Source organism: Haloparvum alkalitolerans, from assembly GCF_050122995.1.
GTDB classification, from domain to species: Archaea; Halobacteriota; Halobacteria; order Halobacteriales; family Haloferacaceae; genus Haloparvum; species Haloparvum alkalitolerans.
Map to the genome: position 1 here is coordinate 194,367 of NZ_JBNLIA010000005.1, position 19,791 is coordinate 214,157.

At 67.5% G+C, this 19,791-nt stretch carries 18 protein-coding genes; 8 read left to right on the forward strand and 10 right to left on the reverse strand.

Annotated elements, in window-relative coordinates:
- Positions 1-206 precede the first annotated feature (206 nt).
- Together ACQE3L_RS08145 and ACQE3L_RS08150 are read left to right on the forward strand one after the other, a co-directional pair.
- Positions 207-392: a hypothetical protein gene (locus tag ACQE3L_RS08145; RefSeq protein WP_426963323.1), complete on the forward strand. Its 186-nt coding sequence runs from the start codon at positions 207-209 to the stop codon at positions 390-392.
- Positions 393-494: 102 nt separating this feature from the next.
- Positions 495-692, forward strand: coding sequence for a hypothetical protein (locus ACQE3L_RS08150; RefSeq protein WP_426963324.1), 198 nt, complete (start codon positions 495-497; stop codon positions 690-692).
- Positions 693-1,568: 876 nt separating this feature from the next.
- Here the strand turns inward: ACQE3L_RS08150 and ACQE3L_RS08155 are convergent.
- From ACQE3L_RS08155 to ACQE3L_RS08190, 8 genes are all read right to left on the reverse strand, one after another.
- The gene (locus ACQE3L_RS08155; RefSeq protein WP_426963325.1) at positions 1,569-2,330 is read right to left on the reverse strand and encodes an enoyl-CoA hydratase/isomerase family protein; all 762 of its coding nucleotides are present in this window, start codon (positions 2,328-2,330) and stop codon (positions 1,569-1,571) included.
- 99 nt (positions 2,331-2,429) lie between these two features.
- Positions 2,430-2,837, reverse strand: coding sequence for a universal stress protein (locus ACQE3L_RS08160; RefSeq protein WP_426963326.1), 408 nt, complete (start codon positions 2,835-2,837; stop codon positions 2,430-2,432).
- Between the two features lie 132 nt (positions 2,838-2,969).
- Positions 2,970-3,692 (reverse strand): ABC transporter ATP-binding protein, encoded by a 723-nt coding sequence (locus ACQE3L_RS08165; protein WP_426963327.1) that lies wholly within the window; start codon positions 3,690-3,692, stop codon positions 2,970-2,972.
- Positions 3,685-4,452, reverse strand: coding sequence for an ABC transporter ATP-binding protein (locus ACQE3L_RS08170; protein ID WP_426963328.1), 768 nt, complete (start codon positions 4,450-4,452; stop codon positions 3,685-3,687). Before ACQE3L_RS08170 ends, ACQE3L_RS08165 begins: the two co-directional genes overlap by 8 nt.
- Positions 4,449-6,473: an ABC transporter permease gene (locus ACQE3L_RS08175; RefSeq protein WP_426963329.1), complete on the reverse strand. Its 2,025-nt coding sequence runs from the start codon at positions 6,471-6,473 to the stop codon at positions 4,449-4,451. Before ACQE3L_RS08175 ends, ACQE3L_RS08170 begins: the two co-directional genes overlap by 4 nt.
- A gap of 9 nt (positions 6,474-6,482) precedes the next feature.
- Positions 6,483-7,730 (reverse strand): ABC transporter substrate-binding protein, encoded by a 1,248-nt coding sequence (locus ACQE3L_RS08180; protein WP_426963330.1) that lies wholly within the window; start codon positions 7,728-7,730, stop codon positions 6,483-6,485.
- 155 nt (positions 7,731-7,885) lie between these two features.
- Positions 7,886-9,337: an aldehyde dehydrogenase family protein gene (locus ACQE3L_RS08185; RefSeq protein ID WP_426963331.1), complete on the reverse strand. Its 1,452-nt coding sequence runs from the start codon at positions 9,335-9,337 to the stop codon at positions 7,886-7,888.
- A 28-nt stretch (positions 9,338-9,365) separates the two neighbouring features.
- Positions 9,366-9,833, reverse strand: coding sequence for a MaoC family dehydratase (locus tag ACQE3L_RS08190; RefSeq protein ID WP_058366515.1), 468 nt, complete (start codon positions 9,831-9,833; stop codon positions 9,366-9,368).
- A gap of 122 nt (positions 9,834-9,955) precedes the next feature.
- Here ACQE3L_RS08190 and ACQE3L_RS08195 point away from each other — a divergent pair, with 122 nt between their 5' ends.
- Positions 9,956-10,351: a PaaI family thioesterase gene (locus tag ACQE3L_RS08195; protein WP_426963333.1), complete on the forward strand. Its 396-nt coding sequence runs from the start codon at positions 9,956-9,958 to the stop codon at positions 10,349-10,351.
- Positions 10,352-11,156: 805 nt separating this feature from the next.
- On the opposite strand, the gene paaK is transcribed toward ACQE3L_RS08195, so the two are convergent.
- A complete protein-coding gene (paaK, locus tag ACQE3L_RS08200) occupies positions 11,157-12,443 on the reverse strand; it encodes a phenylacetate--CoA ligase PaaK (protein ID WP_426963335.1) in 1,287 nt (428 codons plus the stop codon).
- A 183-nt stretch (positions 12,444-12,626) separates the two neighbouring features.
- On the opposite strand from paaK, the gene ACQE3L_RS08205 reads away from it, so the two are divergent.
- Together ACQE3L_RS08205 and ACQE3L_RS08210 are read left to right on the forward strand one after the other, a co-directional pair.
- The gene (locus ACQE3L_RS08205; protein WP_426963336.1) at positions 12,627-13,802 is read left to right on the forward strand and encodes a thiolase domain-containing protein; all 1,176 of its coding nucleotides are present in this window, start codon (positions 12,627-12,629) and stop codon (positions 13,800-13,802) included.
- The gene (locus tag ACQE3L_RS08210; protein WP_426963337.1) at positions 13,799-15,235 is read left to right on the forward strand and encodes a zinc ribbon domain-containing protein; all 1,437 of its coding nucleotides are present in this window, start codon (positions 13,799-13,801) and stop codon (positions 15,233-15,235) included. Before ACQE3L_RS08205 ends, ACQE3L_RS08210 begins: the two co-directional genes overlap by 4 nt.
- 80 nt (positions 15,236-15,315) lie before the next feature.
- Here the strand turns inward: ACQE3L_RS08210 and ACQE3L_RS08215 are convergent, their stop codons facing one another.
- A complete protein-coding gene (locus tag ACQE3L_RS08215) occupies positions 15,316-16,458 on the reverse strand; it encodes a thiolase family protein (protein WP_426963338.1) in 1,143 nt (380 codons plus the stop codon).
- Between the two features lie 97 nt (positions 16,459-16,555).
- Here ACQE3L_RS08215 and ACQE3L_RS08220 point away from each other — a divergent pair, with 97 nt between their 5' ends.
- From ACQE3L_RS08220 to ACQE3L_RS08230, 3 genes are all read left to right on the forward strand, one after another.
- Positions 16,556-17,443 (forward strand): 3-hydroxyacyl-CoA dehydrogenase family protein, encoded by an 888-nt coding sequence (locus ACQE3L_RS08220; RefSeq protein ID WP_426963339.1) that lies wholly within the window; start codon positions 16,556-16,558, stop codon positions 17,441-17,443.
- The gene (locus ACQE3L_RS08225) at positions 17,440-18,249 is read left to right on the forward strand and encodes an enoyl-CoA hydratase/isomerase family protein (protein WP_426963340.1); all 810 of its coding nucleotides are present in this window, start codon (positions 17,440-17,442) and stop codon (positions 18,247-18,249) included. Before ACQE3L_RS08220 ends, ACQE3L_RS08225 begins: the two co-directional genes overlap by 4 nt.
- A gap of 779 nt (positions 18,250-19,028) precedes the next feature.
- A complete protein-coding gene (locus ACQE3L_RS08230) occupies positions 19,029-19,775 on the forward strand; it encodes an IclR family transcriptional regulator (RefSeq protein ID WP_426963341.1) in 747 nt (248 codons plus the stop codon).
- Positions 19,776-19,791: the final 16 nt, after the last annotated feature.

Below are 19,791 nucleotides of genomic sequence, written 5' to 3' on the forward strand. Positions count from 1 at the left end.
GTATCTGCCCCCACGCGGCGTACCGCTCCGGTTCCGGGACGCATTTCACCGAAGATTTTACGCCACTCGCTCACCCACGGAGGACCACGACTCCCCATGCCACACCTACCACGGACCCCCGACCGACAGACGAGAGAGTCCGATGCGACCATCCATCCGCCCACGTTCGGTGCGCACCGCGCCGACGGGTCGGCCATCGGGGAACTATGAGCGAGCGGTTCCCCTCGAGTTCGTTCATCGTGACGATGCTCGTCATCGACGCGCTGTTCCTGGGGATTCTCGGGAGCGGCGTCCTCCCGTTCGACCCCAGCGCGCTGCTGGTCGGATTCGGGCTGTTCGGCCTCTCGCCGCTCCTCGCGTACCTGATCACCGAGTCGCGCTCCGCTCCGTAGCGGCCACAGTTCGGTCGTACTCGCTCGTGGATCGTCCGGTTCGCGGTCGTCCGTCCCCCTCCTGAGAAAAATTTATGTACTCCGAGTTCGGTTGTCTGCTCGATGAGAGAGATATTAACACACACCATAATCATCGCCGTATTCGGCGCCCTGCTGTACGCGGCGGCAGTATCGATGTACACCGCAAACACGGGGAACATCCTCCTGTTCGGCTACATCCTTCTGACCCCCCGCCTCTTCGAGTTCCTCGGCGCCGTCCGGGAACGGAACAGCACGGCCCCACAAAAAGAGATCGCCTGACTCGCCGGGAGTCTTTCGACTGGGTCGGAGGTCGCTGCTGCCGGCGTCGTGATGAGTCGCGGCGGTCGACGGCAGACCCTCCGAGCAGCGACGCGACTAGCCGGCGCCTGCTCGTTGCCGGCCCCGGCTTCCACCAGGTGCCCCGAGATTCGGTCCCCGTGGCCGATCGCGACGCGAGCATCCGGCTCCTCGAACCGTTCTCCGGTCTCGGATTCTTTCTTTCTCTCCCCGAGTAGCCCCGCTCGGTTCTCCGACGGTTCGACCATCGTTCGTTCAGCTGCAGCAGACACGCCCTGCGGACGGTAGTTCGAGGGAACCGCTCCGACGCATTTCCGTGATCTGACTTCTGAATATAGTATACTTTCCATTACTGCTTTATCGTACTTCCATATAGATTATATAACTGGACGCGATTCGGATGCGGTCCGTGTTCGAGACTGAGGTTCCGCTCGAGATCGAAGTCTCGACGGGTTATCCCTGGCTATAACATCTTTCTCGGCCCTATAAAAACTGTTAGACGAATAATCCGGACTAAAACAGATCATTCACTCATCCGGAACTTAGTATAACACAATTCCTGAATAGATACGGGAATTTCTGGATAATTCTGGCCTCTTCTCTCGGAGAATAGCCATATATGGCGGATCTTCCGATATATAGTGTCTATTTCACAGTGGTATCTGTATCCCTTTGACTTCCTTTTTTCTCAATGACCTCTCTATCTCAGATACATATCGAAATTCAATGGTGTCTCGAATCCGTGCAATTGGTCGGAACGGTGTCTCTCCCTCGAACGGCTGGCGTCGTCGCGCGTTGCTGCTCGCTTTCCCGGGTTGTGAACGCTTCTCGACCGGCGGTGTCCGCGTTCGAACGCGGTCACTCGAAGTCGGGCGAGCGTCCCTCGAGGAACGCCGCGACGCCCTCGGCGTGTGCGTCGGTGCCGTACGCGAGCGTCTGGTAGTGGGCCTCTCGCTCGAGCCCGTCCTGCCACGACCGGCCGAGGTTACCGTGGATCGCCCGCTTCGTGAGCGCGATGGTCTCGGTCGGTCGCTCCGCGAGCGTCGACAGCAGCGAGTCAACCCGCTCGTCGAGGTCGGCGTCCGGGACGGCCTCGTTGATCACGTCCCACTCCGCGGCCTTCGACGCGGGGATCAACCGGCCGGTAAAGGCGAGGTCCTTCGTCTTCCGGAGGCCGATGACGCGCGGCAGGATCGCGGTGGTGCCGGCGTCCGGTACCAGCCCGACGTTGACGAACGAGGCCCCGAACCGGGCGGACTCGGCCGCGTACGCGAAGTCGGCGAGCGCCGCGATCGCCATGCCGGCACCGACGGCGTCGCCGTTGACGCGAGCGATCACGGGGACCGGCGCCTCGAGGATCGACTCGGCGACGCCGCCGAGCGTTTCCTGGACGCGTTCGTGTGCCTCCAGCGCGGTCTCGTCGCGGTCGGCCATCGCGTCGATGTCGCCCCCGGAGCTGAACGCGTCGCCCTCGCCGGTGACCACCACGGCGTCGTGCGTGGCGGGGTCCAGTCCCTCCATGGCCTCGATGAGGTCCCGGGCCACCGCTCCGGTCATCGCGTTGTACGACTGGGGCCGGTCGAAGGTGATCGCTCTGACGTCACCGTCGTCGACGTGCATACTCGTGTCCGCGCGTCCGACGGCCCTATACCCTTCGCTGTGCGGACGGGTCCTCCTCGCCCCGCACCCTCCCCGATTTTGGGACGCGGCGGATTCCCGTCAATCGTCCGTCTCCGACTCCTGCGGACTGCAGACGATCACCGGCCGCTCCGTCTGCAGGATCACCGACTGGGAGACGCTCCCGAACAGCACCTTTCCCGCGGGCGTTCGCTTGCGTCCGGCGACGCAGATGGCGTCGGCGTCCAGCTCGTCCGCGGTCTCCACGATCGACGGCGCGGGCTCCCCGCTCCGCTCGCGGAACTCGACGGTCACGCCCTCGGCGGCCAGGAGCGACTCCGCGCGCGTCACCGCGTCCACCTGCGAGACCGAGGCCCCCTCGGGGTTGTCGACGAAATCGTGGAGCAGGTACGCGACCACATCGTCGCCCGAGAAGAGGTCGAGGACCGTCTCGGCCTGTGCGGTCGCACGCTCGATGCTCTCGTCGATCGCGAGCAGCAGCCGGCTCATGTCGTCCCGTTCGCCGCCGCCGGTGTTATAGTCATCGGAAAAACACACTGATCGTTCGTTCTGATCCGTCGCCCGGTTCGGGGGTCACCGCGGTCCGTTCCGACCGAGGTCCGGCCGCGGACCGGCATGGCCTCAGTCGGCACCGGTGATGCCGAGGTGCTCGTCGAGGATCGCCTGATCCTCGCGCACGTCCGCGGAGCGCCCCTCGTGCACGATCTGCCCCTTCTCGAGGATGTACGTGTACTCGGAGACGTCGAGCGCCACCGGGATGTTCTGCTCGACGACGAGCACGGTGATCCCCCGGTCGTTCAGCGTCTCGATCACGTCCTCGATCTGTCTGACGACGTACGGCGCGAGCCCCTCGGTGGGCTCGTCGAGGAGCAGCAGGTCCGGGTCGGCGACCATCGCGCGCGCGATCGCGAGCATCTGTTGCTCGCCGCCGGAGAGCACTGACCCGGGGCTGTCCTCGCGCTTCTCGAGGTTCTCGAACATGCCGATCACCTCGTCGACCGAGGGGCCGTCGGGCGCGTCGACGCCGATCTGCCCCATCCTGACGTTCTCGCGGACCGTGAGTCCGGGGAAGATCCGGCGCTCCTCGGGGACGAACGTGATCCCCGCCCGGATCGTCTCCTCGGTGTCGAGTCGGGTGACCTCCCGACCGTCGAACGTGATGGTCCCCGCCGTCGGCACGATGTTCCCGACGATCGACCTGAGCGTCGTGGTCTTCCCGACGCCGTTCCGCCCGACGAGCGAGACGACGGAGCCTCGCTCGACGTCCAGCGTGATCCCCGTAAGGACCTCGGTCATCCCGTAGCCGGCGTGGACGTTACGCAGGCTCAAAATCGGGTCACTCACCGCGGCCACCTCCGAGGTACGCGTCCTGAACCGCGTCGTTCTCGGCGATCTCCGTCGGCGTCCCGGTCGCGAGCACCTCGCCGCGAGTGAGCACGGTTATGCGGTCCGATACGTCCATGATCAGGTCGATGTCGTGTTCGATGAGCATGATGGACTGGTCGGCCAGCACCTCGTTGACGAGCGCCAGCGTCTCCCGCGTCTCCTCGCTGCTCATCCCCGCGGTCGGTTCGTCGAGGAGGACGAGTTGCGGGTCCGTCGCGAGGACCAGCCCGATCTCGAGGCGACGCTGGTCGCCGTACGCGAGCGTTCCAGCCAGCTCCTCGGACCGGTCGTCGAGCCCGATGCGGCGCAGGATCTCGTCCGTCCGGTCGTTCATTTCGTCGAACGATCCGGTGTCCCGGAACAGCGCCTCCGTCCTGCCGAGGTCCGCGTACCGCTTCGACTGGACGGCGAGTCGGACGTTCTCGTGGACGGTGAGCCCGCTGAAGACGTTCGTTATCTGGAACGACCGGCTGACCCCCCGCCGGACGCGCTCGTGGGGCGGGAGGTCGGCGATGGGTTCGCCGTCGAACTCGATCCGGCCGCTCGTCGGCTGGAGCGCGCCGGAGATCAGGTTGAACAGGGTCGTCTTCCCGGCGCCGTTGGGACCGATCACGCTCCGGAACTCGCCGCGTTCGATGTCGAGATCGACGTGGCTCGTCGCGGTCAGCTCTCCGAACTTCTTCGTCAGGTCGCGGATCTTCAGGGCAGTGTCGGTCATCCGGCTTCCTCCGGGTCTCCCGTGGTGGCGCTCGAGTCACCGAACCGGGAGTCGTCGTACGCGCTGACGACCATCGACGGCAGCGAGACGAGCCCCCGGGGGACGAACAGCACGAACAGCACGAAGATGGTCCCGATGATCAGCCGCCACTGTTCGGTGTACGACGAGAGCACATCCTCGGCGCCGACGAAGAAGCCCGCGCCGAGCATCGGTCCGATAAGCGTCCCCATTCCGCCGACCAGCGTCATGACGATCACCTCCCCCGAGTGGATCCACGCCAGCGTCTGGTCGGGCGAGATGATGAACGTCCCGGGCTTGACGGCGAGTAAGCCGCCGGCCATTCCGGCCATGCCGCCGCTGATGACGAACACGCGCCGCTTGTACTTCCGAACGTCGTAGCCCAGGAACTCGGTCCGCTCCTCGGTCTCCCCGATCGAGGCGAGCACGCTCCCGAACGGGGCGTTCATGACCCGCGTCGCGAAGTACAGCGAGCAGAGTGCGAGCCCGAACGCGATGTAGTAGAAGGCGGTCGCCGGCGTTATCTCGATCGGGCCGAGCGGGACCGTGATGGCGCCGAGTTCGAGTCCGATGCCGGCGATCCCGACGAGGGGTTCCCAGCCGACCAGTCCGTCGCTGCCGCCGGTGAAGTCGAACTTGAACACCATGTTGTAGAACAGTTCGGCGAACGCCAGGGTGATCATCGCGAAGTAGATCCCGGACACGCGGATCGAGAGGCTCCCGACGACCCACGCGATGAGCGCGCAGACGAGGATCGCGACCGCGAGCGCGACGAGGAACGAGGCGGTCAGGTGGATCATGACCAGCGCCGCGGCGTAGGCGCCCACGCCGTAGAACATCGTGTGGCCGAGCGGGACCAGCCCCGTGTAGCCCATGACGATGTCGAGGCTCAACGCGAAGATGGCGAAGATGAACATCTGGTTGAGCAGCGTGATGTAGTAGGTGTTACCGGTGAGGAGGAACACGAACGGCGCGACCGCGAGCACCGCGACGAACGCGAGCCCGAGGTTCCGCCGCGTCTCGTCGGAGAACACGCCGGACTCGACGCCCGTGAGCAGCGTATCTTCGGCACCCCCCTCACTGTGTTCCGACCCCCCGAACAGCCCCTGCGGCTTGTACAGCAGGACGCCGATCATCAGGAGGAAGATCGTCACGCCCTCGAAGTCCGGCATCGCGACGACGAACCCCTGCAGCTCGAAGAGTTCGGCGCCGGCGTAGGTCCGGGTGAGCGTTCGAACGACGCCGACCAGGAGGCCGCCGACCACCGCGCCGCGGAAGCTCCCGAGACCGCCGAGGACGACGATGATGAACGCCGGGACGATGACGCTGCTTCCCATCCCGGGGTTCACGCTCTGGTACCCGCCGAGGACGATGCCGCCGACGGCCGCGAGCGCGGCGCCGAGCCCGAAGATGAGCGTGTAGTACCGGTCGATGTCGATCCCGACGTTTCGGACCATCTGCCGGTCCTCCGACCCCGCCCTGATGATCATCCCGTACTTCGAGCGGGTGAGGAACAGCCAGATCCCGGCCGCGAGCAGGGCGGTGAACCCGATCATGAAGTAGTTGTACACCGACACCTCGATACCCCCGACCGCGATCGGCGTCGTGAGGTAGTCGGGAACGGCGAGGTTCTGCTGTTCCGACCCCCACCCCAACACGATCAGGTCGTTGATGATCAACACGAGCCCGAAGGTGAGGAGGATGTGGTAGAGCGGGTTGCGGCCGTACAGCGGTCGGATGGTGAACCGCTCGATCCCGACCCCGACGATCCCCACGAGCAGCGGCGACAGCACTAACGCGACCCAGAACCCGACCCCGGACCCGAGGGGGTCGACGATGCTGAGGGCGAAGTAGGCGCCGAGCGCGAACAGCTCCCCGTGCGAGAAGTTGATCACGTCCATCACGCCGAAGATGATGGACAGCCCGGCCGCCAACAGCACGTACACCATGCCGAGGGAGAGGCCGTTGACGAGCTGCTCCGCCAGGTTGACTACTAGGGACATCTGTCTGTCCTAGTTCATCTCGCAGCCGAACTCGCTCGCTGGGCGGAGCGCGTTCTCCCCCTCGGTCTTCGAGAGGATATCGACGTTGGCCATCTCGCCGTCCCCCTCGGTCAACTCGGCGATCCACGTCGGGTTGGTGGCCTGGTGGTCGGACTCGCGCAGCGTGATGTCGCCGAGGACGGTGGTGAAGCTCCCGCCCTCGAGGGCGTCGCGGGCGTCGGCCGGATCCGTGCTCCCCGCCTGCTCCATGCCCTTCGCGATGAGCCGGACGGAGTCGTACCCCGTTCGCTCGTAGTTGCCCGGCACCTCGTCGTACTCCGACTGGAACCCCTCGACGAACGCCTGGTTGTCGCCGATGTCGATGGAGGGGTCGTAGCGGACCCCGCCGTACGTGCCGACGCTGTTGGGGCCGGTCCCCGCGCGGGTGCTCTTGTACGCCATCGTCGGGGCGACGAGCGCCACGTCCTCGGTCAGCCCGCGGTCCGCGGCCTGATTGACGAAGGTGACCAGGTCGCCGCCGGTCATCCCGAGCACGGCCACGTCGGCGTCCGAGTTTCCGATCTGCGTGATGTAGGACTCGTAGTTCGACGATCCGAGGCTCGAGGACGACTCGCCGACCTCCGTGAACTCGTCGCTCGCCTCCTCCATGCGCATGCTGGTCCGGTTGTAGACGGAGGTGCCGTAGGCGTAGTCCGCGTAGTGGAACCAGACGTTCGACCCGATCTCCTCGACCGTGTACCCGGAGACCGCCTCCGCGATCTGCGCCGTGTTCGTCTCGAAGCGGAACACCCACTGGTTACACTGCTCGCCCGTGATCGGCACCGCGGCCCCGCCGGCGAAGTAGACGGTCTCCTCGGAGGCGGCCAGCTCGTTGAGCCCGAGGGCGGCCGAACTCGAGATCGCGCCGACGAGGTAGTCGGCCCCGTCCTCCTGGATCGCCTGCTGGGCCGCCTGCGAGGCGGCGCTCGCGTTCGTCTCCGTGTCGTAGTAGACGGGGTCGATCTCGAAGCTGTACTCGTCGCTCTCGTTGATCTGCTGGACCGCGTACTCCGCTCCCGCACGCTGGGAGGGCCCGAGCGTGCTGTACGCCCCCGACATCGGGTTCAGGATACCGATCGTCGCGGTGTTGTCGCCGCCGCTCGATCCGCCGGTACAGCCGGCGAGCCCCAGCGACGCGGCCGTACCTGCGACCGACAGGAACGTTCGCCGATCGTACGCGCTACGCTCCCCGGAAGGGGATCTTTCGTTATTCATCATGGTGGATGATCTGGTAATGGATCTCAACCAAGGGATAATAAATCTTTGTAGGATCGATGCTCGCGATTTGGCGGGACGAACTCGACGGAAAGCGTGCGGGAGACGGGTCCGGCGGAAAGCGCGGGCCCCCGGTCGAAGGCGCGTCGAACGCCCCGTCAGTCGAAGTTGATGTGGACGTTCTTCACTTCGGTGTAGGCCCTGAGCGCTTCCTCGCCCTGCGCCGCGCCGTGCCCGCTGTCCTTCGTGCCGCCGAACGGGACCTGCGGCCACGTGTTCGGTGTCTCGTTGACCATCACCATGCCGTACTCGAGCGTCTCCGCGAGCCGATGCGCGCGGGAGAGGTCGCTCGTCCACACGCAGGCGGTCAGCCCGAACGGGGAGTCGTTCGCGACCGCGAGCGCCTCGTCCTCGTCGCTCACCTCGATGACCGACAGCACCGGGCCGAAGATCTCCTCGCGGGCGACGGTCATGTCGTTGTCGACGTCGGTGAGGACGGTCGGTTCGACGAAGTGGCCCGTCTCCGGATCGTCCGGGACGCCGCCGCCCGCGGCGACGGTCGCCCCCTCCTCACGCCCCGTTTCGATGTACTCGAGGACGTCCTGCTGGTGGGACTCGCTCACAACGGGCCCCATCTGGCCGTCGTCGTCGATGCCGCCGCCGAGCGGAATACTCTCCGCGATGTCGACGAGCCGCTCGACCAGCTCGTCGTGAACGTCTTCGTGGACGACGAGCCGCGAGTTCGCCCAGCACATCTGGCCGGCGTTCATGAAGATCCCGTACTGGACGCCGCGCGCGGCCGCGTCGAGGTCGGCGTCCGGGAAGACGACCGCCGGTCCCTTCCCGCCGAGCTCGAGCGTCACGTCGGCGACGGCGTCCGCGGCGTCGCGCTGGATCGTCTTTCCGACCCCGGTGCTCCCGGTGAAGGTGACGTGGTCGACGCCCTCGTGGCCGGCGAGCGCGCTCCCGGCCTCGGAGCCGGACCCGGGAACGACGTTCACCACGCCGTCGGGGAGCCCCGCTTCCTCGGCGGCCTTCGCGTAGTAGAGCGCCGAGAGCGGCGTCGTGCTGGACGGCTTCAACACGACCGAGTTCCCCGTCGCGAGGGCGGGTGCGACCCCGCGACCGGCCAACTGGAACGGGTAGTTCCAGGGGGCGATGTGGGCGGTCACGCCCACCGGCTCGCGCCGGGTGTAGTCCAGCCGGCCGCCGGAGACGGGGATCTGGTCGCCGCGGACCTTGTCCACCGCACCCGCGTAGTGCCGGAAGGTGTCGATCACCATGTCGATCTCGAGGCCCGCCTCGAACGGCGTCTTGCCGTTGTCGTGGGACTCGACGAGCGCGATCTCGTCTTTCATCTCCTCGATGGCGTCGGCCATCTCGTGCAGCGCCGCGCGCCGGGCGCCGAGGTCCAGTTCGCGCCACTCGGACCCGCGCTCGACGGCCGCGGCCGCGGCCGCGACCGCGTCGTCGACGTCCGCCGCGCCGGCCTTCTGTACCGTCGCGTACGGTGCTTCCGCCGCCGGATCTTCCGTCGTGATCGTCTCGCCGTCCGCGGACGAGCGCCACTCGCCGTCGATAAACAGGTCTGTTGGACCGGAGTACTCCATCGTGTCAAAAAGTCCCTCGCGATGTCCCTTAATCGTTGCTCTCCGCCCGCTTGATCATGAACTTCATGTCCCCTTCGAAGACCGTGGTTCCGTCCTGGTTCTCCATGTGGGTGTCTAAGACCACGAGCCCGGCGTCGTCCCGGCTGAGCTCCTTCCGGCTGTCGACGGTCATCTCGAGCTGGATCGTGTCGCCGATGTGGACCGGGTTGGGGAGGTCCATGTAGTTCATCCCGAGGAACGCGATGGCCGTCCGCTCGAGGATCCCGGTCCGGTAGACGAACCCGGTCGCGTGGACGAACGTCATCGGGCCGTGCGCGATCCGCTCGCCGAACTCCTGTTCCGACGCGTACTCGCGGTTCGTGTGGAGCTCCGTCCAGTCGCCGCTGAGCGCGGAGTGCACCACGAAGTCCGCCTCCGTGACGGTTCGGCCGACGCTCACGAACTCCTTCCCCGGTTCGAAGTCCTCGAAGTAGTGAGGCTCGTAGCTGTATGGCATCGCCTAGAACTCATCCGGGCGGGTTAAATAAGTTTAGCTCGCCTGCCGTCCCTCGCCGCTCGCGTCGCACGCCCTTCCGCCGGCGGTACGTATTTATCCCGCGTCGCCGACGTCCCGACCGGATGAGTGACGTTCCAACGGAGCTTCGGGAGCGGATCCGGTCGGACCCGTTCTGCGAGCTCCTCGAGATCGAGTTCGTTGACGTCGACGTCGGCGCGGCCGAGGCGGAACTGACGGTCACCGAAGAGCTACTGAACTTCCACGGGACGCTCCACGGCGGCGCGATCTACTCGCTGGCCGACGCGGTGTTCGCCGCGGCGTCGAACTCCCACGGCGACGCGGCGGTCGGCCTCGAGTCGAACATCTCCTACCTCGACGCGGTCGACGTCGGCGAGACCATCGTCGCGACGGCGGAGGAGACCCACCTCACCGACGGGACCGGGGAGTACGAGGTCGAGGTGACCACCGCGGCCGGCGACCGGGTCGCGACGTTCCGCGGCCGCGTGTACCGCCCCTGATAACTCGGTTCGGGGGCGCTGCTCGCGAGTCGCAGATAGTGGCCGACGACCGTTCTCGGGATTCTTGTGACCGGAAAGCACGAGGACGGTCCACCCGTGCGGGTGCTCCCCAGTACCGAGGTCGCGGACGGCTCTCTGTGCGGGGGTTTTGTTTGTGGTTCTGTTGTCGATCCTGTTGCTCTCGGCAGCAACACTCAGAAAGCCCCAGTCAGCTCTCTATACGGTGCTTTTTCTGTGTCTGTCGTCGATCCTGCTGGTCTGGACAGCATCGTCTAGAAAGCCCCAGCCGGCTCGACCGGCCGTCGTGAGACGGTCCGGGCTGCCTGCAGTAGCGGGCTGCCGGGCTGCGACTCACGGGCTCCCGCTCGTGCCTCGCGGGACCGCGACACGCGTTGCGCTCCTCGCTCCCCGCCGCGCGGGACAAACCGCGTCCCGCTGCCCTCCGGCGTGCAGTAGCGCGCCGGAGACACATCTCGCTGCGGTGCTTGCGGTGCCGGGGCCGGATCGAGCCGGCTGCCCCTTTCAGTCCCACCCCGCTCCGCCCCGCACCGCAACCGCACAGCAGCCTCGCACCTCCCCAGCCTCGGCGGCGGCGCGGCCGCGGAACAGCACCGCACAGCAGGCGGCCGCGCCTCCGCCTCCCTCGCGCGCGTCGGAGTCGCGCGCGCCGACCGCCTCGGCACCGCCGCGATCACTGAACGGAGGGCGGTCGACGGAAGGCGGTCGACGGAGGGCCGTCGACGCAGGACCGGTCTCTCAACCTGTTCGTGGACCGCCGTGATGCCCCGGTTCCGAGGGCCGGTGGTTAGCGGTCGTCGAAGACGCGCTGCACCTTGCCGACCTCGGTCCGCTCGATGCCGCCCGAATCGACGAGGGTCAACTCGTCCGGCGTGAACGAGAGGACGTTGGACAGCCGGGTCATGACGGTGCTGTACAGCTCCGACTCGTCTCCGTCGAACTCCGGCTTCTTCTCGATCGTGAGCTCCATCACGTCGAGGTTGTTCTCCTCGCGGAGGTCGATCCGGTAGTGCGGCGCGACGCCATCGACGTCGAGCACCACGTCCTCGACCTCGCTGGGGTAGAAGTTGATCCCCCTGACGATCAGGAGGTTGTCGGTCCGCCCGGTGACGTTGTCCATCCGGACCATCGTGCGCCCGCACTCGCACTCCTCGTAGTTCAGGCTCGTGAGGTCGCCCGTGCGGTACCGGAACACCGGCAGCGCCTCCTTGCTCAGCGTCGTCAGGACGAGTTCGCCCTCCTCGCCCTCCTCGACGTGTTCGCCCGTCTCGGGGTCGATGACCTCCGGGTAGAAGTGATCTTCCCAGAGGTGGAGGCCGTCCTGCGCCTCGTGGCACTCGTTCGAGACGCCGGGACCGATGATCTCCGACAGCCCGTAGATGTCGATGCCGTTCACGTCGAGTCGCTCCTCGATCTCCTCGCGCATCGGGTCGGTGCACGGCTCCGCGCCGAAGATGATCGTCGAGATCGGCAGATCCTTGGGGTCGTACCCCATCTCCTCGGCCGTCTCCGCGAGGTAGAGCGCGTACGACGGCGTACACGAGAACGCGTCGCTCTCGAGGTCGTTCATCAGCTCGACCTGCCGCTGCGTGCCGCCGCTACCGATCGGCACGACGGTCGCGCCGAGCTCCTCGACGCCGTAGTGCAGTCCCAGGCCGCCGGTGAACAGCCCGTAGCCGTAGGCGTTCTGGACGGTATCGCCCGCGTCGACTCCGGAGGCCTTCAGCGACCGAGCGACGACGTCGCTCCACACGTCGAGGTCGTCGTCGGTGTACCCGACGATCTTCGGCTTGCCCGTCGTCCCGGAGGAGGCGTGGATCCGCGTGACCTCGTCGCGGTCGACCGCGAAGAGGCCGTCCGGGTACTCGTCCCGGAAGTCCTCCTTCGTGGTCATCGGGAGCTTCTCGATGTCCGCCACGCCGTCGATGTCGTCCGGGGTGATCCCCAACTCGTCGAACTTCTCGCGATAGAACGGAACGTTCTCGTAGGCGTTCTCGACGGTCTCGCGGAGCCGCTCGTCCTGCAGTTCGCGGATCTCCGCTCTGTCCGCCGTTTCTACTGGCTGGTATGCCATGGATACGCACTGATTGGGCTAGTGTGGTTAATAATTGTTGGGATACTTCCGGTCGCCGCGCTGCCTCCGGGACCGCGGCGCTTCGGTGGGGGCGACGAGCGGCCGGCGCGCGGGGTTCGTTCCGGCGTCCGGACCGAAACGGCAACGGAAAGCTATTTTCCGTCCTCCGATGTGTGTCGTCGTATGCGAGACGCTTACATCATCGGCGCCGGGCAGACGCCGTTCGGCGCGATGCCAGACAGGAGCTATCGGTCGCTGTTCGGCGAGGCGTTCGACCGCGCGGTCGAGAGCGTCCCCGACGGGATCGACGAGGCCGACATCGACGAGGCGGTCGTCGGCTCGCTCGGCGTCGGCGGCCGCCAACTCGGCCTCTCCGGACCGGCCGCGACGGAACACCTCGGCCTCCACGGGATCCCGAGCTCGCGGATCGAGAACGCCTGCGCCGCGTCGGGCTACTCGGTCCGGCAGGCCGTCCAGGCGGTGAAAAGCGGGATGGCGGACGTCGCCCTCGCGGGCGGCGTGGAGGTGATGACCGACATGAGCGGGGACGTGACCAAGTACTGGCTCGGCGTCTCCGGCGAGACGGAGTGGGAGCGGCTCACCGGCACGACGTTCGCCGGCGTGTACGCGCAGATGGCGAGCGCCTACCTGGACCGGTACGACGACGCGACGCGTGAGCACCTCTCGATGGTCGCAGTCAAGAACCACGCCAACGGCGCGAAGAACCCCAACGCACACCTCGGGTTCGAATGCTCGCTCGAGGACGCGATGGGCGCGCCCGACGTGGCGCATCCGCTGAACCTCTACCACTGCTGTCCGACCTCCGACGGCGCGGCGGCCGTGCTCGTCGCCAGCGAGGACGTCGTCGACGAGTACACCGACGAGCCCGTCCGCGTCGCGGGCGTCGGCGCGAGCAGCGAGCGGGTCGGGCTCTTCCAGCGCGAGGAGTACACGACGATCGCCTCCTCCCGCCGGGCCGGGGAGAAGGCCTACGACCGGGCCGGCATCGACCCGTCGGACGTCGACTTCGCGGAGGTCCACGACTGCTTCGCGATCGCCGAGCTGCTCGCGTACGAGGACCTCGGCTTCTGTGACCCCGGCGAGGCGTACCGCCTTCTGGAGGAGGGCACGACGGAGCTCGACGGCGACCTCCCGGTCAACGCGTCCGGCGGCCTCAAGTCGAAGGGGCACCCGATCGGCGCGACCGGGGCGGGCCAGGTCGCGGAGGCGTTCAAACAGCTTCGGGGGAAGGCCGGGGACAGACAGGTCGCGGACCCGAGGTACGGCGTCACGCACAACGTCGGGGGGAGCGGCGGCGCGGCGGTCGTCCACGTCCTCGAACGGGAGGTGGGCCGATGAGCGACGTCCGCGTTCGGGCGTTCGGTGCGTACAGCCCGCGCCTGCGGATCGACGCGGAGTCCTTCCGGGAGGCGTGGGGTCACTTCGAGGCGGCCGGGGTCGAGACGAAGGCCGTCCCGGAGGCGGACGAGGACGCGCTCACCATGGGCGTGGAGGCGGCGCGGCGAGCGCTCGACGCCGCGGGCGTCGATGCGGACGAGGTCGAGTACCTCTCGTTCGCCACCACGACCCCGCCGATGGCCGAGTCGGACCTGACGGCCCGGCTGACGAGCCTGCTCGGGGTCCCGACGACCGCGACGACCCTGACGATGACCGGGAGCACGCGCGCGGGGGCACAGGCGCTCGACGCCGCGCTCGACGCTGGCCCGTGGGGCGACGGCGTCGGCCTCGTCGTCGCGGCCGACTGCCCGACCGGCGCGCCGGACAGCGCGGTCGAGCACGCGGCCGGCGCCGCCGGCGTCGCCGCGGTCGTCGGCGGTGACGGGCCGGGCGTCGTCCGCGACCGGGCCTCCCACGTCGAGCCCTTCCCCGGCACGCGGTTCCGGGGCGCCGGGTCCGACGAGACGACGGAACTCGGCGTGACCAGCTACGACCGGAAGTCGTTCGAGACGGCGATTCGCGGGGCAGTCGACGGCCTCGGTCCGGTCGGCGACGTCGACGCGGCGGCCGTCCAGTCCCCGAACGGCAAGCTCCCGTACCGGGTGACGGGCGCGCTCGGCGTCGACGCCGAGCGGGTCGCGGCCGCCGACACGGTCGGTACGCTCGGGGACACCGGCGCCGCGAGCGCGCTCCTCGGGGCGGCGAAGGCGTTCGACGACGGCGCCGACCGCGTGCTCCTCGCCGCGTACGGCAGCGGCGCCGGCGCGAACGCGATGGTCCTCGACGGCGACGTTCCGACGAGGTGTGCACTCGACGGCGACGTCGACCTCAGCTACCCCGAGTACCTCCGCCGGCGCGGCGAGATCACCGCCGACGAGCCGGACGGCGGGGGCGCGTACGTGAGCGTCCCCTCGTGGAAGCGGACGATCCCGCAGCGGCACCGACTGATCGCGGGGCGCTGCCCCTCGTGTGACGCGCTCAACTTCCCGCCCGAGGGGGCGTGTCGCGAGTGCCACGACCGCCCCGACGACTACAAGACCGTCCGACTTCCCGGAACCGGAACGGTGGAGGGAGTCACGACCATCGCCCAGGGGGGCGCGCCTCCGGAGTTCGTCGAACAGCAGTCGAAGAGCGGTCCGTTCGTGAGCGCCGTCGTCGCCTTGGACGGCCCGGCGGGCGACGAGACGGTGAGCGTCCCGACGCAGGTGCTGGCGCCCGGGGAGTCCGCGGTGGAGATCGGGGACAGAACCGAGGCGGTGACCCGGCGGATCTACCGACAGGAGGGCGTCATCCGCTACGGGTTCAAGATGCGGCCGGTCGAAACCGACGGATAGCGCCCCGTCGGCTCTCGGCGGCGGCCCTGCTCGACGCTCCGATCGGTCGGCTCCGTCGGTTCGTCGTCTGCAGTCGTACGTTATGTTCGGTCGAAGACCGTCGCCACGCCCTGCCCGAACCCGACGCACATCGTCGCGAGCCCGCGGTCGCCGTCGCGCCGCCGTAGCTCGTGCAGGAGCGTCGTGGCGATCCGGGCGCCTGAGCAGCCGAGGGGGTGTCCCAGCGCGATCGCGCCGCCGTTCACGTTCAGCTTCTCGTCGGGAATTCCGAGTTCGTGGGCACAGTGGACGCTCTGCGCGGCGAAGGCCTCGTTGAGTTCGACCAGGTCGAGGTCGTCCACGCCGAGTCCGGCGTCGTCGAGCGCCGCCCGCGTCGCGGGGACCGGTCCGCGCCCCATCACTCGGGGGTCGACGCCCACGACCGACCGCGTCGCGACCCGCGCGATCGGTTCGAGGTCGTGCTCCTCCGCGTACGCGGCGCTGGTGACGAGGAGCCCGGCCGCTCCGTCGGTGAGCGGCGAGGCGTTCCCGGGCGTCACCGTCGCCTCGTCGTCGTCGCGAAACACGGTCGGGAGGTCGCCCAACTGCTCGACGGTCGTCCCGGGGCGGGGGGTCTCGTCGGTCGACACGACCCCGTCGGGCGTCTCCACGGGGACGATCTCCCGGTCGAACCGCCCCGCCTCGGCCGCCTCGACGGCCCGCTCGTGCGACCGGAGCGCGAACTCGTCCTGTGCCTCCCGCGAGACGCCGTGTTCGCGGGCGACCGTCTCGGCGGTCTGGCCCATCGGGAGGCGGTCCGCGTCGTACCGCGACTCGATCGCCGGATGCAGCCAGTCGGAGAACGGGACGCGACTCATCTGCTCGACGCCCGCGACCGGATAGACCTCGCCGTCACCGGCCTCGATCGCGCGTGCGGCGTCGTTGAGCGTCGTCAGCGACGAACCGCAGAGCCGCGTCGTCGTCGATCCCGGAACGGTCGCCGGGTATCCGCCGGCGAGCAGCACCTGCCTGGCGAGGTTTCGTCCCTGTTCCGCTTCCTGGTTCGCACATCCGAGCCGGAAGTCGTCCCATTCCTCGGGATCGACGCCGGTCCGGTCGATCAACGCGTCGAGCACCGCCGTCACGAGGTCCTCGGGGAACACCGCCGAGAGCGCGCCGTCCTTCTTCGCCATCGGCGTTCTGACGGCGTCGACCACGACGGCCTGCTGTCTAGACGTACCCATTGACAGGTTCAGATCGCGAGTTCTCGGTGATTAATTCACCGATCGGTGCATCGATGGCTGCAAACGCTTTTGAGTCTGCGCGTGGTCGCCGTTAGTGATGAAGGTCGCAGTACTCGGCGCGGGAACCATGGGCCACGGTATTGCACAGGTGTCGGCGATGGGCGGTCACGAGGTCAGCCTGCGGGACCTCGAGACCGAGATCGTCGAGTCGGGGCTCGACGCCATCGAGTCGAACCTGGACGGCGGGGTCGAGCGCGAGAAACTGACGCCGGCCGAGGCCGAGGCGGCCCGGGACCGGATCACCGGGACGACCTCCCTGCCCGAGGCGGTCTCCGGGGCCGACCTCGTCGTCGAGGCCGTCCCGGAGGAAATGCCGATCAAACACGACACGATGACCGAGGTCGAGAGCCACGTCGACCCGGACTGCCTCATCGCCTCGAACACCTCCTCCCTGTCGCTGACCGAGATCGCGAACGCGCTGGACCGGCCGGAGCGCGCGGTCGGCCTCCACTTCTTCAACCCGGTCCACATCATGAACCTCGTCGAGGTCGTCGTCGCCGAGCAGACGAGCGACGAGACGGTCGCGGCCGCGACGGAGTTCGCCGAGGGGATCGGGAAGACGCCCGTCACCGTCACCGACTCGCCCGGGTTCGCGTCGTCGCGGCTCGGCGTCGCACTCGGCGTCGAGGCGATGCGCATGGTCGAGGAGGGGGTCGCGGACCCCCGAGACATCGACACCGCGATGGAACTCGGGTACAACCATCCGATGGGCCCGATCGAACTCGGCGACGTCGTCGGGCTCGACGTTCGACTCGACATCCTCGAGTACCTCCGCGAGGAGCTCGGCGAGCGCTTCCGACCGCCGCAGGTGCTGAAGCGGAAGGTGCGTGCCGGGAAGCTCGGCAAGAAGACCGGCGAGGGGTTCTACGTCTGGGAGGACGGCGAGGTGGTTGGCGTCAGCGGGTCCGGAGGTGACGAGCAGTGAGCCTCCCCGAGGCGGTCGCCGACTGCGAGACCGTGTCGGCGTCGGTCGGGGACCGTGCCGACCACGTCGCGACGATCGAACTCTCGCGTCCGGACGCCAGGAACGCGCTCGACGCACAGCTCCGCGCGGAGCTCGAGACCGCCATGCTCGCCGTCGAGGAGACCGACGTCCGAGCCGTCGTGTTGACGGGCGACTCGGACGCGAACGCCTTCGTCGCCGGGGCCGACGTCACGGAGCTTCGCGAGCGGGACTCGCTCGAGCAGCGCGAGGCGAGCGAACGGCCGCGGGTGTACGAGCGCGTCGCGGACTGCCCCGTCCCGGTGATCGCGCGCATCAACGGCCACGCCCTCGGCGGGGGCTGCGAGCTGATCCAGGCGTGCGACATCCGGATCGCCCACGAGGACGCGAAGATCGGCCAGCCGGAGATCAACCTCGGCCTTATCCCCGGCGGCGGCGGAACGCAGCGACTCCCCCGGCTCGTCGGCGAGGGCCAGGCGATGAAGCTGATCCTCTCCGGCGAACTCGTCGACGCGACGGAGGCGGCCGACATCGGGCTGGTCGAGGAGGTCCACGGCGACGACGCGTTCGACGACCGCGTCTACGAGCTCGCGGGCGCCATCGCCGCGAAGAGTCCGGTCGCCCTGCGGTTCGCGAAGAAATCGGTCAAGGCCGCCTCGCGGATGGACCTCGAGTCCGGCATCGAGTACGAGGCCGAACTGTTCGCGCAGCTGTTCGCGACCGAAGACAAAAACGAGGGGATCGACGCGTTCTTCGAGGACCGCGAGCCCGAGTGGACGGGCCGATAGCGCGCGCACCGAACCGTTCGGGTGAGTCGAACGCGCTCCGGTGCCGATTCCGGTCCTTCCGTCTCGCCGGCTCGCGACTCGCTTTCCGCTTCTCTCGGGGTTGATACGGACTGCCACACGTTCTCGATACCGTCTTCCGGCGTCCGTTCATCGTGACAGCACGCTCGCCGCGTTCGGCCGTGCCGAATTTTGGCTCCCGGTTCGAGACGACGCCGGTATCCCCGTCACACACTCGCTTTCCGCCCGTATCCGGAGCCGGACCGCTCAAACGCGGCCGCGGGCGTGGCTTGGCTGGTTTCGGAGAGCCGACTGCCGCCGTTCTTCCCGGCGTTCTCCGCCGAATCCTGGTGCGTCCCCGTCGATATTACCCTCATGGTCGTTCGGCACTGATGAATGTTCTCACGGTGCTGCCCTCGGCTCGTCGCGGTCGCCGTCGTCACGAAACTACCCCTCAATGTTACAAAAATACGTTTGTAATGGAGGGTGGAAATCCCGACTCGTTCGTCGCTATCGAGATCGCCGTGGGATAGAACTCCCATCTCCAGCGGTTGCTATCGTCTATCTCTATATGATGATAGATATCTAAACAGGAAAAACAACCATGTTTTGGCTCAATCAAGTTTATTCTAAACACTTCACTAGAAAATATACTCTTAAGTCTAAATAATTTCTAATAACCTGACCGAACATCCAACCTTTCTTCTATGGTTGCCATTCGCTCTCAGCCTTTGTTCAGCCTGGATGAACAGACATATGGCGAATCGTGAACAACGGCGCGTATGGACGACACCGTAGAGGCCGGGGACAAACTGCTCCGGCTCGTCGAGACGCTCAAGGAGCACGGGCCCTCGGGCGTGACCGAGCTCGCCGACAGGGCGGACATGCCGAAGAGCACCGCCCACGCCTACCTCTCGACGCTCAAGGAACACGGGTACGTCGTCCAGACCGACTCGCGGGCGTACCGGCTGAGCCTGCGCTTCGTCGACATCGGGAGCAAGGTCCGCGAAACGCGGGAGCTGTACGACGAGATCCGGGCGAAACTCGACGAGATCTCCGAGGAGACGAACGAGAAGGCGTGGTGGACCGTCGAGGAGAACGGGAAGGCGGTGTTCATGGCGAAGTCGGCGGGCAAGCGAGCCATTCAGACGAACGCCCGGATCGGGCTCCACCTCGAGCTGTACCGGCTCGCCGCGGGGATGGCGATCCTCGCGAACCTCCCCGCCGAACGCCGGGTCGACATCCTCGACGGCTACGAGTATCCGCTCCCCGACGGGCGGACCCGCGCGGACCTCGAGTCGGAACTCGAGACCGTCCGGGAGACCGGGGTCGCGTACGGCACCGACAGCTTCCTCGAAGGCGTCACCGGAATCGGCGTCCCGCTCCTGGACAACGCCGGAACCGTCCACGGCGCGATCAGCGTCTCGGGGCCGAGCAACCGCCTCGAGGACGACCGGAACGAGCAGGAGTTGACGGACCTCCTGCGGGGTATCTCTGGCGAACTGCAGGTCAATTTCTCCTATCGGTGACGCCGACGGGACCGCG

Bases quoted from the DNA above. Each gene is read 5' to 3' on its own strand.
- ACQE3L_RS08205 (WP_426963336.1), top strand. From the start codon at position 12,627: ATGCGAGACGCTTACATCATCGGCGCCGGGCAGACGCCGTTCGGCGCG.
- ACQE3L_RS08180 (WP_426963330.1), bottom strand. From the start codon at position 7,730: ATGATGAATAACGAAAGATCCCCTTCCGGGGAGCGTAGCGCGTACGAT.
- ACQE3L_RS08230 (WP_426963341.1), top strand. From the start codon at position 19,029: ATGGACGACACCGTAGAGGCCGGGGACAAACTGCTCCGGCTCGTCGAG.
- ACQE3L_RS08150 (WP_426963324.1), top strand. From the start codon at position 495: ATGAGAGAGATATTAACACACACCATAATCATCGCCGTATTCGGCGCC.
- ACQE3L_RS08190 (WP_058366515.1), bottom strand. From the start codon at position 9,833: ATGCCATACAGCTACGAGCCTCACTACTTCGAGGACTTCGAACCGGGG.
- ACQE3L_RS08175 (WP_426963329.1), bottom strand. From the start codon at position 6,473: ATGTCCCTAGTAGTCAACCTGGCGGAGCAGCTCGTCAACGGCCTCTCC.
- ACQE3L_RS08220 (WP_426963339.1), top strand. From the start codon at position 16,556: ATGAAGGTCGCAGTACTCGGCGCGGGAACCATGGGCCACGGTATTGCA.
- ACQE3L_RS08170 (WP_426963328.1), bottom strand. From the start codon at position 4,452: ATGACCGACACTGCCCTGAAGATCCGCGACCTGACGAAGAAGTTCGGA.
- ACQE3L_RS08145 (WP_426963323.1), top strand. From the start codon at position 207: ATGAGCGAGCGGTTCCCCTCGAGTTCGTTCATCGTGACGATGCTCGTC.
- ACQE3L_RS08185 (WP_426963331.1), bottom strand. From the start codon at position 9,337: ATGGAGTACTCCGGTCCAACAGACCTGTTTATCGACGGCGAGTGGCGC.
- ACQE3L_RS08160 (WP_426963326.1), bottom strand. From the start codon at position 2,837: ATGAGCCGGCTGCTGCTCGCGATCGACGAGAGCATCGAGCGTGCGACC.
- ACQE3L_RS08210 (WP_426963337.1), top strand. From the start codon at position 13,799: ATGAGCGACGTCCGCGTTCGGGCGTTCGGTGCGTACAGCCCGCGCCTG.
- paaK (WP_426963335.1), bottom strand. From the start codon at position 12,443: ATGGCATACCAGCCAGTAGAAACGGCGGACAGAGCGGAGATCCGCGAA.
- ACQE3L_RS08215 (WP_426963338.1), bottom strand. From the start codon at position 16,458: ATGGGTACGTCTAGACAGCAGGCCGTCGTGGTCGACGCCGTCAGAACG.
- ACQE3L_RS08155 (WP_426963325.1), bottom strand. From the start codon at position 2,330: ATGCACGTCGACGACGGTGACGTCAGAGCGATCACCTTCGACCGGCCC.
- ACQE3L_RS08195 (WP_426963333.1), top strand. From the start codon at position 9,956: ATGAGTGACGTTCCAACGGAGCTTCGGGAGCGGATCCGGTCGGACCCG.